Origin of the sequence: Plesiocystis pacifica SIR-1 (assembly GCF_000170895.1) — a bacterium.
GTDB lineage: Bacteria > Myxococcota_A > Polyangia > Nannocystales > Nannocystaceae > Plesiocystis > Plesiocystis pacifica.
In genome coordinates this window covers 31,914-47,308 of record NZ_ABCS01000078.1, presented here as the reverse complement: position 1 = coordinate 47,308, position 15,395 = coordinate 31,914, and the positions used below count along the sequence as shown (strand labels likewise).

Below are 15,395 nucleotides of genomic sequence, written 5' to 3'. Positions count from 1 at the left end.
CTGCTGCCGCTCTTGCGCAGCCCCGAGGGCCTCCCCGCGCGCCCCCTCGCCGCCCTGGTCGAGTGCGTCGCCCAGACCCACCCCGAAGCCGTCGTCCATCTTCGCCCGGCCCCGACCCCGATACACCCACAGGCCCTCACCGAGGACCCCCTCGCGGGCCTCGACGGAGACGTCGAGGGCCTCGCCGCCCTCACCCGCGCGGCCGACCTCGCCGACGGTGTCGCCGTTCGAGCCGTCCACGCCCTGGCCGAGTGCGGCGAAGCGGGGGCATCCCCCCTCGAGGCCCTCGCCACCGACCGCCGCCCCCGAGTGCGCAGCGCCGCCATCCGAGCCCTGCGCAAGGTCGCCTCCCCTGCCCGCACCCTCGACGCCATCGTCGCCAGCTTCGCCGTCGAGACCCGCAAGGACGTGATCATCTCGCGCCTGTCCAGCCTGGGCTTCGCGCGCCACGAAGCCGGCGCGCCCCTGCTCCTCGAGCACCTCGAGCACGGCGACCCCAAGGTCCGTGAGGCGGCCCGCCGAGCCACGCTCGGCTGGGGGCCCGCGTTCGCCCCCCGCATCCACAAGGTGGCCCGCAAGGCTCGCCCCGACCGCCGCGCGGTCTACCTCGAGCTCCTCGAACAGCTCGAGCATGGAGACGACTGAGAGACTGTTTTGCCCCCACAGGCGCCTGGGATCGGGGGCGCTTCGTCGCTCCGCTCCTCCGCTTTGGCTTGGTGGGCAATGGTGTTCGTACCTTCGAGGAGGCTCGTGGTCGCCCCCGCTCGCGGGGGCGTGGATTCCTCGACAGTCTCTCTGATGGGAACTGACCGCTCGGTAGTCCGCGGGGGGCTGCTTCATCCTTGGTAGGCGGAGGCCTCGACTTCGGTGATGGCTGATCAGGGTCGCATGCCCGCAGGGTCAGGGCGGACACTTGGGGCACGCGGCGGGTGTTCGAACAGCCGCACGGTCTCCACCACGGCTCCCCGACGCCTCCCCGAAACGGAGGACTGCATCGACCCTCGGCAGCTCGTCGAGCTCGGAATGGCCACGATCTCAGTTGACCACAATCGAGCCATGAGTCTCGCTTCAGACATTCATTACATTTCGAAAATAGTCCCGTGGTTCATCGCCTTTGACAGTCGCGCATGACGAACTAGTCACCCCTCAACTGAGGGCTTCGTCATTGGCGAAATCTTCCTGCTCGGAGGGCCAGTAATCGGCGTTTATAGCAACCTGCAGTTCATAAAAACGCGCACTCAGGCTCGTTATCATCCTCGGCGTTCACTCTCGTTTTTCTCAGGGTGACTCCGCCACCACCCCCTCCGTCTCGCATGAATGCCGTTTGTCATTTACACCTCTGCAAAGAACTGGAACACTTCACATAAGTACGATCATTAAATGCTTTGATTTAAATGCATCACTCTTCCATCATCGCGCAATGGAAGACAGCGAGTATCAGAGAGTCGAAGCGCCCCCCCGCTCCGAGGATGCCCTGGACCGCCGCGGGTTCATTCGCATGCTGGGCGCCGCCAGCGTCCCGCTGATGGCGCAGGCGTGCGCGTCCGATCCCGACCGCGAGGTGCCCCTCGAGCTCGAGCGCTTTCGCGGCACGAACCCGCCGGCCAGCGTCGAGGTCCAGGTTCGTCGCGCGCGCAAGAACCAGCCCATCCTCGCCAAGGCCGAGCACCTGTCCATCGACCCCGCGCTCACGGCTTACCTGGGCCTGGGCGACCAGTGTCGGGTGCTCCGCGGAGAGGACAGCTACGCCCTCTACACCGTCGGACAGCTCCGCAGCGAGAACTCCGAGACGCGCGTCCGCATGGGCATGCAGGCGCGCTCGCGCCTGGGGACCACGGACACCTTCGACGCCATCTTGTCGACCACCGTCGTCGCCGAGGGCCTGAGCGACCAGGAGGCCAAGGACCTGAGCGAGTTCGTCGAGCGCCTGGTCGACGACGGCCAGAGCCAGAGCTTCATCGCCCTCGCCCCCCACGGCGGCTTCATCGAGCGCCACACCGACGACCAAGCCGAGCTGATGCAGAGCCTGCTCGCCGACCAGGGCGCGAGCTCCTGGCTGTGCAAGGGCTACCGCGAGGGCGGCGGGGCCTACGAGCGCTGGCACATCACCAGCACCGACATCAGCCCCAACAGCTTCCCAGGCCTAGACCTCATCGCCGACCGAGGCTTCGCCTACGCCCTGTCCTTCCACGGCACGAGCCTCCCCCTCGTCGTCGTCGGCGGGGGTGGGCCGCAGTGGCTCCGCGAGGGGGTCCGCGAGGTCATCGCGGGCGTGCTCGCGGGCTCGGGCATCGAGGTCTGCCTGTCCGCCGAGGTCGACCTCTACCCTGGCGACAACCCAGGCAACATCGTCAATTGGCTCACGGCGGGGGGCGCGGGCGGAGTCCAGCTCGAGCAGAGCCTCCCCGCCCGCGAGCTCTACGGGCTGGCCATCGCCGAGGCCCTGGCCGAGTACTACGCCCAGCTGCTCTGATGAGAAACTGACCGATTGGTAGACAGCCTGGGGGCTGTTTCGTCCTTGGTAGGCCGAAGCCTCGCTTCGGTGACGGCTGATCTGAGCCTGTTCAGAAGTCCGTGAGTCGCTCGTCGCTCAAGTGGGGCGGAGGCCTGGACCGCGTCCCAGGCGTCCCGCCGCGCCATGAAGCCCGTGCGCTCCTCGAGGCTTCCGACTCGCTCCCCCACCCGGAACATGGGAAAAACAGCCATGACTCGCTTTGTCCGCGCTCCCAGCCTGGCGCTGCTGACCCTCGTGTCCCTGGCCTGCACCGATCCCTCCCCGGACGATGGGGCCAGCACGGACGACGAGGTCGGCACGAGCGAGGGGGACACCGGGACCACCGGCGACTCGAGCGAGAGCGGGACCGAGACCGAGACCAGCGAGAGCGAGACCACCGGCGACACCGAAGCGACCGACGACACCGAAGAAAGCGACGAGTCCACCGACACGGGCGGAGACCCGGAGTGTGGCGCCCCCGCGACCTTCGAGGACGGTCAGCAGCCCAGCGCCGAGCTCCACGTCGCCACCGACGGCGCGGACAGCCCGGACTGCGGCGCCCCCGATCAACCCTGCGCGAGCATCGAGCACGCCGCCGGCCTGGCGACGCCGGGCACCGCCGTGCGCGTGCACGCGGGCACCTACGCTGGCGGGGGCTACATCGCCGGGCTCACGGGGAGCGCCGACGCCCCCATCTGGATCGGCGGAGCCCCCGGCGAAGCGCGCCCGCTCATCGACGGCGGCGGCCAGGCCTTCCAGCTCAGCGAGGCCCGCTACGTGATCATCCACGACCTCGAGGTCGCCAACGCGACCCAAAACGGCATCAACGTCGACGACGGGGGCAACACGGCCGACCCCGAGGCCGCGCGCTTCATCGTGCTCCGTGACCTATGGATCCACGACGTCGGCGCGGGCGGGAATCAGGACTGCCTCAAGCTCTCGGGCCTCGACGACTACTGGGTCCTCGACAGCGAATTCGCCCGCTGCGGCGGCGGCGGGTCGGGCAGCGCCATCGACCACGTCGGCTGCCACCGCGGGCTGATCTACGCCAACCACTTCTCGGATCTGGGCGCGGGCGGCAGCGCGGTCCAGAACAAGGGCGGCGCCGAGGACATCGAGATCCGCGCGAACGTGTTCGAGGACGCGGGCCAGCGCGCGATCAACATGGGCGGCTCGACGGGCTTCGAATTCTTCCGCCCGCCCCTGTCGCCGGACCAGCCCAACGCCGAGGCCCGCGACATCCGGGTCATCGCCAACACCTTCCGCGGCGGCGTCACGCCCTTCGCCTTCGTCGGCTGCGTCGACTGCCTCGCGGCCAACAACGTCATCGACACGCCGAGCAGCTGGATCTTCCGCATCCTCCAGGAGACGAGCTCGACCGCCGAGTACGAGTTCCTGCCCGCCAGCGGCGGCCGCTTCATCAACAACATCGTCTCCTTCGACGGCCAGATCTCGACGGCGGTCAACGTCGGGGGCGGCACCGATCCCGACTCCTTCGAGATCACCACCAACCTCTGGCACCGCCACGACGCGCCGGCGCAGTCCGACCCGCCGGGGATGCTGCCCGTCGCCGAGCAGGGCGGCATCATCGGCGAAGACCCGCTGTTCGCCGACCCCGGGGCGGGCGACTACCACCTCGACCCCAACAGCCCGGCCGCGGGCGCGGGCACCTGGATCGACGCCCTCGACGGACGCGGCGGCGGCGACCTGGACGAGCAGTGCTGGGCCGATCCGCCCAGCCTCGGCGCCCTCGAGCTCCCCTACTCGCTGCCGTAGCCCATGGTCCGCAGCTGAGCGAGGAGCTGCTTGGCGCTGGGGCGCTTTTTGTAGTCGTGCTCGGCGTGGGCGAACGCGACCTTCCCCCCGTCGAGGACGAAGGCCGAGGGGATGGCGATGCTGTGGTGGGTCTGCCCCGACGCGCCCTCGATGTCGTGGCCGAACGCGCGGAGCTTGGCGAGGGCCGCCTCGTCGAGGACGTTGACCACCCCGAAGGCCTCGTGGACCTCGAGGCTCGCGTCGCTCCACACCGGGAAGGTCAGCGCGTAGCTGGCCTCGAGCTTCGCCGACTCCTGGGGCCGATCGACGCTGATCAGCACGGGCGTGACGCCCAGGGCCTCGAAGTCGGCGGTCCGGCGGGCGACGTCGTGGACCTGAAAGCTGCAGTAGGGGCACCAGCCGCCCCGGTAGAAGATGAGCAACACGGGGCCCGCGTCCGTCAGGGCACGCAGGCGCACCGGCTGCCCGTCGAGGTCGCGCGCCGAGACCTCGGGGATGGGGCTGCCCACCGCCAGGCCGACGCCCTCGGGGAGCGTGCCGAGGGTCTCGGTCTCCGCCGCCACCTTCTCCCGCGGGGGCTGAGCCGTGGTCTGCTCCGCGCCCCGGCCCTCCCTGGCCTCGGGCGCCCTGCTCTGGTCGGCCGCGGGGGACTGGGCGTCTTCGGGGGCTTCGCTCGCGGCCGCGACAGGCTCTGGCTGCCCGGCACCCTGTGGCGCAGCGTCACGGTCACAGCTCGAGGACAGGAGGAGCGCTACGCTTGCCGCGGCGAGCCCCCCCGCCCGACTCATGGAGAGTGTCATGGGCCGGCCTACGTCGGCTGCGGCCGATGGTTTCCGAGTGCCCACCCAGTCGGCGGGGTCCGCTCAGAACTTGCCGCCGTTGGCCAGCTCGTCCTCCGGCGGGCAGGGCTCGACGTTGTCCCAGTGCTCGACGATGCGCCCGCCCTCGACCCGGAAGACGTCGGCCTGGGCGTAGGGCTCGCCCTCCCAGCGAGCCTCGCACAGCGTCGCCACGAAGTTGCCCCGCCCGACCAGGAGCACGACGCGCTCGTACCACAGCGGCCGATCGGGCTGGTTGAGCAGCGCCTCGAAGGCCTCGAGGCCGTCGCCGACCTCGGCGTTGTGTTGGATGTAGGTGTCCCGCGAGATGTACTGGTCTGCTTTGGAGACATCCCCGCCGCGCATCAGCAGCTGCTCGATCATCTCGCGGACCAGCGCCTTGTTGGCCTCGGTGTGCTCGAGGTCGCGGATCTCGGTCGCGCCGTCGATGCTGGTGTGGCCGCTGGGGGTCGCGGGGCAGTAGGCCGCGATCACGTCCCAGTGCTCGATGATCTTGTCGTCCGCGTCGAAGTCGAAGAAGTCCGCGGTCACCCACTGGGCCTCGCCGCCGTTGAGCGACTGGTAGACGTGGACGAAGGCGTAGCGCTCGTCCTGCCAGCCGCGGATGACCTGGATGTCGCGCTCGGGGTTTCGGGCCAAGAAGGGCTCGAAGAACTCGATGAAGCCCTCCTTGCCGTCGCGCACCCCCGTGGAGTGCTGGGTGTAACGGGCGCCGGTGAACTTCTCGATCGCCTCGCGGGCCTTGCCGTCGCGGATCCCCTCCATGTACAGGCCAATGGCGTTGCGCAGCCGGGGTTGGTCGTCGTGGTCGATCATGCCTTTTCCCTAGCAGGCCTGGACCCCCGGCACCGTCCGAGCTCGTCGAACACAGCGTTCGATGCCTGGGGCAGACTGGTCGACGTGAGCGACCAGCCTGCCCTCGCCGCCGAGCTCCCCCGCCTGCTGGTGTTCGCCGAGGTCGCCCGTCGGCGCTCCTTCTCGGCCGCGGCCCAGGCCCTGGGGCTGTCGCGCAGCACCGTGAGCCACCACGTCGCGGCCCTCGAGCAGGCCCTCGATACGCGCCTGCTCGAGCGCTCGAGCCGGGCGGTGCGGACGACCAGCGAGGGCGAGCGCGTGCTCGCGGCCGCCGAGGCGATCCTCGCCGAGTGGGTCGAGGCCCGAGAGGCGCTCGTCGACGGCCGGACCGAGCCCCGGGGGACGCTGGTCCTCACCGCCCCCGACGTCGTCGCCGAGCGCACCCTCGCCCCGGTCATCGCCGCCTTCGTCCGCGCCTACCCGGACTGCGCCGTGGACCTGCGCGTCACCGCCCACAACCTCGACCTGATCCGCGATCACATCGACCTGGCGATCCGGGCCGGGCCGCTGCCGGACTCCGAGCTGGGCGCCCGGCTGCTGGTCGAGACCGACCACATCCTGCTCGCCGCGCCTTCGCTGATCCGTGACGGCAGCCCCCGCGACCCCTCGGAGCTCGACCGGGCGCCTTGGCTGGACCACCGCGCCCGCCGACGCTACGCGAGCGTCACCCGGGGCGAGCAGACCCTGCCCCTGCCCGCGCGCGCGACCGTCGTGGTCGACAGCGCCGCCGCGCTCGCGGCCCTGGCCGTGCGCGGAGCCGGCTTCGCCCTGCTCCCGGAGCTGCTGGTCCGCAGCGAGCTCGAGCGCGGCGAGCTCGTGCACGTGTGCCCGGGCTGGTGCGCCCTGCCGACGCTGAGCCTGCACGCGGTGATCCCCTCGCCCCGCCGGCGCGCGGCCAAGGTCCAGCGCTTCGTCGCCATGCTCGTCGCGGCCTTCGCCGACTAGCAGGGTATCGGAGAAGTCATCGCGGCTCCTCGCGCCGTGGATTTTCGTCGAGATCGCGGAGCCAAAACGCCGCGGTGGTGGATCCCACCGCAAGTTTTGGCGACAAAGAGCTCGGCGAAAAGACCAAGCGAGGTGTCGTGAGGACTTCTCCGATGCCCTACCGAGAAAGGCAGCCGCCCACGGGTTCAACGCCAGCTGAGTCCGTGGACGACGCTTTCCTGGATCATGGGTCCCGGCGTGGCCGGGGTGGGCGACTGCTAGTGTCCGCGCTGGGCTTCGTAGGCCGCGATGGCCTCGAGCCACTCGCTGGCGTCGGGCAAGGTCTCGGCCAGGTTGCGCCCGCGGGCGAGGGCCCGGGTCGCGTCGCGCGTTCGACCCGCGCCGTCGAGAGCCCCGGCCAAGCGCAGGCTCGCGCGCACGCGCAGCACCTCGCTGCCCGCTCGCTCGGCCCGCTCGAGGGCCTCGCGGGCCCGCCCGATGGCGGCCTCGGGATCGCCGCTGTCGACGAGCACGCGGGCGAGGTGGAGGCGAATCATGATCCCGTTGTGGCTCGCGTCCACGCCCTGGGCGTCGACCCGGGCCACGCACGCGTCGAGCACCTCGACGGCCCCGGCGAGGTCCCCCTTGGCGCTGCGGATCGACGCGAGGTTGGCCTCGAGGGCGACGAGCTGCATGGTCAGGTCCTCGCCCTCGCCCGCCTCGCCCCCGGCCTCGGGGTCCAAGCTGGCGGTGTGAAAGGCCTGCAGGCGCTCGAGGGCCTCGAGCATGCGCGCCTCGGCGCCGGCCCAGTCCTCCCCGGCCATGAGCGCGCCGCCGATGTTCGCCAACAGCACGGCCTCGTGGGCGGCGTCGTCCCAGTCCGGATCGGCGCGCAGCCCCGCGAGCGCGCCCTCGAAGTCCGCGAGCGCGCCCGCGTGGTCCCCGGCGCGCAGGCGCGAGCGGCCCAGGGACTCGAGGCGCTCGAGGGTCAGGGGGTGGGCGTCGCCGTAGATCGCCGCGTAGCGCGAGCGCAGGGACTCGAGGGCCGCGATCGCCTCGGCGTGGCGCGACATGCTGTCGAGGGTCTCGGCGATCCACCCCGCCACGCCCAGGCGATCGAGGTCGTCCTCGGGCAGGGTGGTCGCCAGCGCGGCCTCGGCCGCGGTGTAGATCGCCAGGGCCTCCGGGTAGTCGCCGCGCGCGAAGGGGACGTGGCCAAACTCGGCCCGGGCCAGGTGGGTCGCGGGGTGGTCCGGCCCGTGCACGCCCTCGGTCAGGCGCAGCGCCCGGGACAGGCCGCGCTCGAGGCCGTCGATGTCGCCGATGTCCCACAGCAGCAGGCCCAGCTGGGAGTGGAAGGCCGCGCCCGACAGCGGCGCCGGCGGTCCGCCGACGACGGCCTCGGCCGCTTCGAGCAGCACGGCCCGGGCCCCCTCGAAGTCGCCGCCTTGCGAGCGCACGTGGGCGGTCAGCCCCGCGCGCTCGAGCACTAGGGCCGTTGGCCACCCGCCCGCCGCGGGGGCCTCGGGGATGCGCCGCCTCGAGCTTGGTCACGGCCGCGGTCTGGCCCAGCGCGATGGCGTCGTGGGCCGGGTCGAGCTGGAGCGCCACGCCCTCGAGCTCCGCCCCGCCGCCGACCCGCCGCTGACGCGCCTCGAGCCGCGCGGGGTCGCGACAAGCCTGGGCGAGGTCGCGGAGCCCGTGCACCGCGTCGACCCCATGCTCGAGGGTCGTGGGCGTCGGGGACTCGAGGGCGGCGACGAGCCGTGCCGTGCGCAGCTGCAGCTCGTCGATGCAGGCCCCGCGCGCGCCGAGCTGGGTATCGCCCGAGCGCTCGGCTCCGATCACGGCCCGGCGGCACTGCTCGTGGGACAGCGCGGCCCCGTCGGCGACCAGCTCGTCGAGCTCGCCGACCACCCGCGCGCTCGTGCTCGCGGCGTAAGGTCGATCGATGCGGCGCAGGGCCCCGTCCACGGCCTCGCGGCGCGCGGGCGTCCACAGCTCGGCCATGGCCGCGCCCGCGCCGGCGCAGGGATCGACCGGGGCCGCCGGCTCGGCGCCCCCGACGAGGGCGAAGCTCAGCAGCGCCCCCGCGCCCGCCGTGCCCACGCCCATGGCCGCGAGCCACCGCCGCCTGCGTCGGCGCGCCCGCGGATCCGCGCGCAGGGCCGCGAGCAGCTCGGCCATGGTCGGGAAGCGCTCCTCGACCTCGACCTCCAGGGCCCGCTCGAGGGCGACGAGCACGTGGCTGGGCACCTTCGCGTCTCGCTTCGTGTCCCTCCTCGCATCTTTGGGCGGCGCGCGGCGCTGGCCGTCGAGGACCGCCATGGCGTAGGCCCCCGCGCTCTTGCCCTCGAAGGGGAGCTGGCGAAACAACGCCTCCCACAGCGCCACGGCGAAGGAGAACTGGTCGCCGCGGCCGTCGACCTCGAGGCGCAGGTGCTGCTCCGGGGGCATGTAGGCCGGCGTGCCGAGGGTCGCCCCGTCGCGGGTGATCGCGCTGTCGAAGGGCATGGAGGTCGCGCTCAGCGAGGGCGGCAGGTCGTGACGCCCCGAGTGGTTCGCCGCGACCACGGCGACCTCCCCGGCGACGCCCCCGGGGACTTTGGTCACCTTGGTCCCGCCCGGGCCGGACAGCTTGGCCAGACCAAAGTCGACCACCCGCGGCCGGCCGGCCTCGTCGACGAGCACGTTCTCGGGCTTGAAGTCGCGATGGATCAGCCCGCGCTCGTGGGCCGCCGCGAGGCCCTCGCCGGCGGCGAGGAACACCTCGAGGATGTCGGCGACGCTGCGCTCTTCGGCCCGCAACCACTGGCGCAAGGTCCCCCCGGCGACGTACTCCATGGCGATGAACACCGCCCCCTGCCCGTCGACGCGGCCCACGTCGAAGACCTGCACGACGTTGGGGTGCGAGAGCTTGGCGATGGCCTGGGCCTCGCGCTGGAGTCGGACCTGGTGGTCTTCGCTGGCGCGCCGGAGCACCAGCTTGAGGGCCACGACGCGGTCGAGCTCGGGGTCGTAGGCCCGGTACACCGCCCCCATGCCGCCCGCGCCCAACAAGTCGACGACGACGTAGCGCCCGAGCGAGGCGCCCGCGGCCAGGAACTCGGGCGCGCTTCGCCTCGCGCTCGGGGACGTCACGCCGGTGAGCGGAGGCCCCGGCAGCGTCTCGAGCGAGGCCGACATTCGAGCACCATACTCGACCCCGCCGCGCGATCGAGCGCGTCGACGTGGGCGACTCCACGGCGTCGCCAGCGTCCGCCGGCGCGCTTCGTGTGGGCTCTCGCGTGTGACCGGCCAGCCGAAGCACAGCTCGCTTCCCACGGTGCCGCGAGTGATCCGAGCGCGCTCGGCCGAGCCTCGGCTGCGAGTCCAGGTGACTCGCAGCGCAGGCCCTACTCGTGCACGCCCTGGGACACGTCTCGGTCGTTGCCGAGCACGCGCTCCGCCGTCGCCTCGCGGTGGGCGAGCATCTTGGCGCGCAGGTCGTCGTCGGTCATCGCCAGCAGGCGCAGGGCGAGGTAGCCCGCGTTGGCGGCCTGGCCAATGGCGACCGTGGCCACGGGGCAGCCCTTGGGCATCTGGACGATCGACAGCAGCGCGTCCGTGCCCACGAGGTGGCCGATCGGCACGGGCACGCCGATCACCGGCAGGACCGTGAGCGCCGCGAGCATCCCGGGCAGGTGCGCCGCGCCGCCGGCCCCCGCGATCAGCACGCGCAGGCCTCGGGCGTGGGCCGCCTTGGCGTACGCGTACATGTGCTCCGGGGTTCGGTGGGCCGAGATGATGCGCGTCTCGTGGGCGACCCCAAACTCCTCGAGCACGGCCGAGGCCGCGCCCATGGTCGGCAGGTCCGAGGTGCTGCCCATGCAGATGCCAACGATTGCTTGCGTCATAGCTCGATCTTCCCTGCCGCCTCGCGGGCGTGCTCTCGCGCGGTCTCCAGGTCCTCTGCGACCACGGTGACGTGGCCCATCTTGCGCCCGGGCCGGACCTTTTGCTTGCCGTAGAGGTGCACCGAGGCGTCGGGCACGGTCAGCGCCGCCTCGACCCCGCGCGCGTTGGACAGGCCGTCGCGCGTGCCGAGGATGTTGACCATGACCGCGGCCGGCTGGCGCAGGCGGGTGGCGCCCAGCGGCCAGCCGAGCACCGCCCGCAGGTGGTTCTCGAACTGCGAGGTCACGCAGGCGTCGATGGTCAGGTGGCCGCTGTTGTGCGGCCGGGGGGCGAGCTCGTTGAGGTAGAGCTCGCCCGAGGGCAGCTCGAACATCTCGACGGCGACGACCCCCACGCAGTCGTAGGCCGCGGCCGCCTTGCGCCCGAGCTCCTGGGCCCGAGCCGCGACCGCGTCCGGGCACGGAGCCGGGATCTCGACGGCGTCGCAGCGGTGGTCCTTTTGTCGGGTGTAGAGCACCGGGTAGACCTCGTCGACGCCGTCGGGGCGGCGGGCGACGATGACCGAGAGCTCGCGGACGAAGGGCACGAAGGACTCGACGAGGACCACGCCGTCTTGGGCGAGGCGCTCGTACTCCGCCCGGGCCTGCTCGGCGTCGGCCGCCGTGCCCGTGCCGTAGCCGTCGTAGCCGTGCTCGAGGCCCTTGAGGACGATGGGATAGGAGAAGGCCTCGCCCGCCGCGAGCACCTCGTCCACGGAGCCACACGCCCGAAACGGCCCGACCGGCAGGTCCGAGTCCACGGCGTGCTGCTTTTGCACGAGCTTGTTTGAGATCCAGTCGAGGGTCTGCTTGCCGGGCAGCAGCGGGACGCCCTCGGGCATCAAGCCCGCGACGGTGTCGAGGTCGACCCACTCGTTCTCGAGGGTGACGACGTCGCAGCCCGACAGAAAGTCCCGGACCAACGCCTCGTCGTTCCAGTCTCCGACGAAGCGCTCGCCCAGACCCACGCAGGGCCCCGTGTCCGAGGGGTCGAAAAAGCGCATCTGGAGCCCGAGGCGAGCGCCCGCGAGGGCGAGCATCCGGCCCAGCTGGCCAGCCCCGAGAACTCCGACAGTGAGTGGCGTATCCCCCGCGCTGCGCATGTCTTCGCTGCCCTCGCGCGCCCCATGGGCGCGTCCTTGGCCGGGGATCTACCCTCGGACCCCAGGGCTGTAAAGCCCCCAGGAGAGCGACTGAGACCCGTCTCAGCCACCTATCGCAGGGGGCCCCTTCAGCGGCGCCAGCGGTGCCGAATGCGTTCGAGGAGCTTGTCGAGCAGACGCTGCTTGCCCTGCGCGCGGGCCTCGAAGCTCCCGGACGCCTCGATGAAGGGCAGCTCGTCGGTGCACTCGTCGTCCCGCGCCTCGGGGCGATCCGCGTCGTCGAGGTCGTCGAGGTCGCCGAGGGCACCGAGCTCGGCGAGCTCGCGCTCATCGCGGAGGGTCCGGGACGCCTCGAGCCGAGCCTGCGCCAGGAGCACCGGGAGCTCGAGGAACTCGCCGGACACCAGGGCCTCGGCGTGGGCTGGAACCCCCTCCAGGGCCGCGGCAAATTCGCGGATCGACGCAAATCGCTCGCCCCTCTGCTTGGCGAGGGCGCGCGCGAAAATCGACTCCAAGCGCCGGTCGAAGTGAAGGTGAGGCGGGGCGAGACGCCTCAGTGGGGGAACTTGACCACGCAGATGCCCCTCGAAGATGGCTGGCCTGTCGCTCCCCTCGAAGGGCGTCCGCCCCGTGAGCAGCTCGGCGAGGATGACCCCGGCCGAGTACACGTCGGTGCGCGGATCCAGCGACTCGCCTCGGATCTGCTCTGGCGACATGTACTCCGGCGTCCCGACGACTTCCGAACCCACCGGTGGCTGACCCGCCAGGGCTGCGGGTGTCAGTGTGGCGATGCCAAAGTCGACGAGCTTGAGGGTCTCGAGGCCGCCGTCGACCGCGCGAAAGCAGTTCGCGGGCTTGACATCGCAGTGCACCACCCCAGCGTCGTGGACCGCCGCCAACCCGGCACACAGCTGCAGCATCAGGGGTTTGACGCGCTCCCAGGGCAGACGGCCGCGGCGCTCGAGGGTCGCGTGCAGGTCCTCCCCGCGCAGCAGCTCCATCACGATGTACATCACCGCGTCCGGCGTCGTGCCCCAATCGAGCACCTCGACGATGTTCGGGTGACGAATGCTACAGCTCGTGCGAGCTTCAGTGATGAATCGGAGCAGTGTCGAATGCCAATTCTCGCCGCCGTGCTGGAGGACCTTGATGGCCACTTCGCGACCGGTAGCGAGCTCCTCGCCGACGAATATGGACGCCATCCCGCCGCACTCGAGCCAGCGGTCGACGCGGTAGCGATCGGCGATCACCAGGGTGTCGAGCTCGCCGCGCTCGAGGGCCTCGAAGTCGGCCAGAGTCGGGCTGCAGGGCAATTCTACGGCGTTTGGACAAGTCACGGAGCCCTGGCGATCACGCGCTTGTACGACCGCGTCGTCATCGGCCCACGACGCCCAGGGGCCCTCGTCCCCCGAGCTGGCCTTCGCGCTGTGCTCGTCCACGTGGAGATCATGTTGCACTCGACATGCCATGTCCAATATCGGGCGTGCTCAATTCGACTGATGTGAAAAATCACTACTGTCTCAAATCGTATGAATTCATTCTGCTCAAAAGCGCAGCAATTTGAGTCCGCGCAAAGCCGGCGCGGGCCTCAAATTGAGGCGTTCATCCGGGCTGGCAACTGCACTTGCCGGCGCGCCCTCGCCGTCACTTTTCGCCCCCCTTCCAGCGACGAGTCGACAGCCCCGCCCTGCAAACTTCGACATCGCGTCAGCAAGCGCAGCGCGAGCTTCGGCAGGGCGCGGGCCCCAACAGGACGTTGACGGGCGCTGAGAGCCAGCGAGGGCTCCCTCGCCAGCGCGGCACGGCGCCTGCAAAACTCGTCCGCGAATGCTCGTCGACGCGCTCTTGGACTTCCTCCCGCCCCAACGCGGGGACGCCCTCCACCTCGAGATCGGCAAGCCCCCGGTGATCGGCCGCGGGGGCGCGCGCAAGGCCCTGTCGATGCCGGGCCTCGACGCGGGCATGCTCGGCGACATCGCCCGCGAGGTCCTCGGCGAGGCGCGACGCGGGGAGCTCGACGCCCTCGAGGCGAGCACCGCCGACGACCAGGCCCTGCAGTGCCAGCACCGGACGCCCTCGGGCGTCGACTTCGAGGTCACGATTCGGCGCGCCGCCGCGGGGCTGCGCCTCGACTTCAACGAGCGCAAGGCCCGGGCCCGGCGGCGCTCCGGCCCCTCCCCCGCCGCGATCCAACGCAGCCCGAGCGGTCCGGCGATCCGCAGTCGCCCGGCCTCGACCCCCGCGCCTGCGGCCGCCACCCGCGTCCGCGAGCCGGCGAGCCCGGGAGCCCCCATCGCCCCGCCGCCCCGACCGTCCGCGCCGAGCCTCGGGCCCGCCCACGAGCTGCGCGTGCGCGACCCGGAGCTCGCCGAGCTTCTCGAGCGCGCCGTCCTCCAGCGGGCCACCGACGTGTTCTTGTCGGCCCGCGGCGAGGTCCACCTGCGCGTGGGCGGCAACATCGTGGAGCTCGCCGACGCGAACTTCGGCGCCCTCGATCTCGACGCCGCCTTTGGCGAGCTGCCCGGCCACCAGCGCGAGCTGCTGGCGACGAGCGGCTCCGTCGACTTCGCCGCGCTCGCGGGCTACGGGCCCACCGCGCTGCGCTTTCGGGTCAACCTCTTTCGTCAGCTCGGCGGCCTCGCGGCGGCCCTGCGACCCGTGCGGCGCAACCCGCCGACCCTGCGCGAGCTCGGCCTGGGCGGCGAGCTCGACTCGCTCACCGCCCACCGCGACGGCCTCGTGCTGATGACCGGGCCGGCGGGATCGGGCAAGTCGACGACCCTCGTCGCCCTGCTCGAGGCCATCAACCGCAGCGCGCCCAAGCACATCATCACCCTCGAAGACCCCATCGAGTACGTCTACCCCCCGGGCCGCGCGCTGATCCACCAGCGCGAGCTGGGCGTGCACGTCGAGAGCTTCCAGGCCGGCCTGCGCGCGGCCTTGCGCGAGTCTCCGGACATCATCCTGGTCGGGGAGATGCGCGACCCCGAGACCATCCAGGCCGCGCTCACGGCCGCCGAGACCGGGCACCTGGTGCTGTCGACGCTGCACTGCTCCGACGCCGCCTCGGCGATCCACCGCATCGTCGACGCCTTCCCCGAGCACCGCCACGCCCTGGTCCGCGAGCAGCTCGCGGGCTCCCTGCGCGCCGTCGTCACCCAGCTGCTCTTGCCCGGGCTGCGCAGCCCGCTCGTGCCCGCCTACGAGCTCATGCGGGTCAACACCCCCGTGGCCACGAAGATCCGCGACTCCCGGGCCCACCAGCTGCGCTCGGAGATCCAAAAGGGTCGCCAGGACGGGATGATCGCCCTCGAGGCGGTGCTCGCCCGGCTGGTTCGAGAGCGGCGGCTGAGCGAAGATCTGGCCCGCGCCCACGCCCCCGACGCGCGCGTGTTCGCGGAGCACCTGCGCGGGCGCTGACGCGTGGACCGACGCCCCCAGATCAGCCTCCCACGGGCTCCCGCTCCGA

12 protein-coding genes and 1 pseudogene are annotated in these 15,395 nt (G+C 71.7%); 6 read left to right on the top strand and 7 right to left on the bottom strand.

What is annotated here, in order from left to right; all coding sequences use genetic code 11:
* The 3 genes from PPSIR1_RS30000 to PPSIR1_RS29990 all read left to right on the top strand — a co-directional run.
* Window positions 1-645: HEAT repeat domain-containing protein (locus PPSIR1_RS30000; protein WP_198154645.1), on the top strand; the 645-nt coding region annotated here is incomplete at its 5' end.
* A gap of 853 nt (window positions 646-1,498) precedes the next feature.
* Entirely contained in the window at window positions 1,499-2,473 is a 975-nt protein-coding gene (locus PPSIR1_RS44245; RefSeq protein ID WP_157596118.1) for a poly-gamma-glutamate hydrolase family protein, read from the top strand.
* A gap of 231 nt (window positions 2,474-2,704) precedes the next feature.
* Entirely contained in the window at window positions 2,705-4,270 is a 1,566-nt protein-coding gene (locus PPSIR1_RS29990; RefSeq protein WP_006974977.1) for a right-handed parallel beta-helix repeat-containing protein, read from the top strand.
* On the opposite strand, the gene PPSIR1_RS29985 is transcribed toward PPSIR1_RS29990, so the two are convergent.
* Both PPSIR1_RS29985 and PPSIR1_RS29980 read right to left on the bottom strand, forming a co-directional pair.
* On the bottom strand, window positions 4,255-4,833 hold the full coding sequence (locus tag PPSIR1_RS29985) for a peroxiredoxin-like family protein (protein WP_006974976.1): 579 nt from the start codon (window positions 4,831-4,833) through the stop codon (window positions 4,255-4,257). The genes PPSIR1_RS29990 and PPSIR1_RS29985 overlap by 16 nt on opposite strands.
* 300 nt (window positions 4,834-5,133) lie before the next feature.
* Window positions 5,134-5,925, bottom strand: a complete 792-nt coding sequence (locus tag PPSIR1_RS29980) for a nuclear transport factor 2 family protein (RefSeq protein ID WP_006974975.1) — start codon at window positions 5,923-5,925, stop codon at window positions 5,134-5,136.
* An 84-nt stretch (window positions 5,926-6,009) separates the two neighbouring features.
* On the opposite strand from PPSIR1_RS29980, the gene PPSIR1_RS48445 reads away from it, so the two are divergent.
* Window positions 6,010-6,909 carry a LysR family transcriptional regulator gene (locus PPSIR1_RS48445; RefSeq protein WP_006974974.1) on the top strand — a complete coding sequence of 300 codons (900 nt, stop codon included), beginning with the start codon at window positions 6,010-6,012 and terminating at the stop codon, window positions 6,907-6,909.
* Between the two features lie 257 nt (window positions 6,910-7,166).
* On the opposite strand, the gene PPSIR1_RS29970 is transcribed toward PPSIR1_RS48445, so the two are convergent.
* On the bottom strand, window positions 7,167-8,378 hold the full coding sequence (locus tag PPSIR1_RS29970; protein WP_006974973.1) for a tetratricopeptide repeat protein: 1,212 nt from the start codon (window positions 8,376-8,378) through the stop codon (window positions 7,167-7,169).
* A gap of 461 nt (window positions 8,379-8,839) precedes the next feature.
* Here PPSIR1_RS29970 and PPSIR1_RS50365 point away from each other — a divergent pair, with 461 nt between their 5' ends.
* The gene (locus PPSIR1_RS50365; RefSeq protein ID WP_006974971.1) at window positions 8,840-9,223 is read left to right on the top strand and encodes a hypothetical protein; all 384 of its coding nucleotides are present in this window, start codon (window positions 8,840-8,842) and stop codon (window positions 9,221-9,223) included.
* Between the two features lie 296 nt (window positions 9,224-9,519).
* Here the strand turns inward: PPSIR1_RS50365 and PPSIR1_RS51340 are convergent.
* The 4 genes and pseudogenes from PPSIR1_RS51340 to PPSIR1_RS44240 all read right to left on the bottom strand — a co-directional run.
* A pseudogene (locus tag PPSIR1_RS51340) lies at window positions 9,520-10,074 on the bottom strand (serine/threonine-protein kinase); the annotation flags it as partial.
* 209 nt (window positions 10,075-10,283) lie between these two features.
* Window positions 10,284-10,784 carry a 5-(carboxyamino)imidazole ribonucleotide mutase gene (gene purE / locus PPSIR1_RS29955; RefSeq protein ID WP_045117025.1) on the bottom strand — a complete coding sequence of 167 codons (501 nt, stop codon included), beginning with the start codon at window positions 10,782-10,784 and terminating at the stop codon, window positions 10,284-10,286.
* Window positions 10,781-11,926 carry a 5-(carboxyamino)imidazole ribonucleotide synthase gene (purK, locus tag PPSIR1_RS29950; protein WP_045117024.1) on the bottom strand — a complete coding sequence of 382 codons (1,146 nt, stop codon included), beginning with the start codon at window positions 11,924-11,926 and terminating at the stop codon, window positions 10,781-10,783. Before purK ends, purE begins: the two co-directional genes overlap by 4 nt.
* 128 nt (window positions 11,927-12,054) lie before the next feature.
* The gene (locus PPSIR1_RS44240) at window positions 12,055-13,365 is read right to left on the bottom strand and encodes a serine/threonine-protein kinase (RefSeq protein WP_006974966.1); all 1,311 of its coding nucleotides are present in this window, start codon (window positions 13,363-13,365) and stop codon (window positions 12,055-12,057) included.
* 388 nt (window positions 13,366-13,753) lie between these two features.
* Between PPSIR1_RS44240 and PPSIR1_RS29940 the strand changes: the two genes are divergently transcribed.
* Window positions 13,754-15,346 (top strand): type IV pilus twitching motility protein PilT, encoded by a 1,593-nt coding sequence (locus PPSIR1_RS29940; RefSeq protein WP_006974965.1) that lies wholly within the window; start codon window positions 13,754-13,756, stop codon window positions 15,344-15,346.
* The last annotated feature ends 49 nt before the right edge of the window (window positions 15,347-15,395 follow it).

Excerpts from the sequence above, each read along its gene's own strand:
- PPSIR1_RS29980 (WP_006974975.1), bottom strand. The coding sequence starts at position 5,925 with ATGATCGACCACGACGACCAACCCCGGCTGCGCAACGCCATTGGCCTG.
- purE (WP_045117025.1), bottom strand. The coding sequence starts at position 10,784 with ATGACGCAAGCAATCGTTGGCATCTGCATGGGCAGCACCTCGGACCTG.
- PPSIR1_RS29940 (WP_006974965.1), top strand. The coding sequence starts at position 13,754 with ATGCTCGTCGACGCGCTCTTGGACTTCCTCCCGCCCCAACGCGGGGAC.
- PPSIR1_RS44245 (WP_157596118.1), top strand. The coding sequence starts at position 1,499 with ATGCTGGGCGCCGCCAGCGTCCCGCTGATGGCGCAGGCGTGCGCGTCC.
- PPSIR1_RS50365 (WP_006974971.1), top strand. The coding sequence starts at position 8,840 with ATGCGGCGCAGGGCCCCGTCCACGGCCTCGCGGCGCGCGGGCGTCCAC.
- PPSIR1_RS29990 (WP_006974977.1), top strand. The coding sequence starts at position 2,705 with ATGACTCGCTTTGTCCGCGCTCCCAGCCTGGCGCTGCTGACCCTCGTG.
- purK (WP_045117024.1), bottom strand. The coding sequence starts at position 11,926 with ATGCGCAGCGCGGGGGATACGCCACTCACTGTCGGAGTTCTCGGGGCT.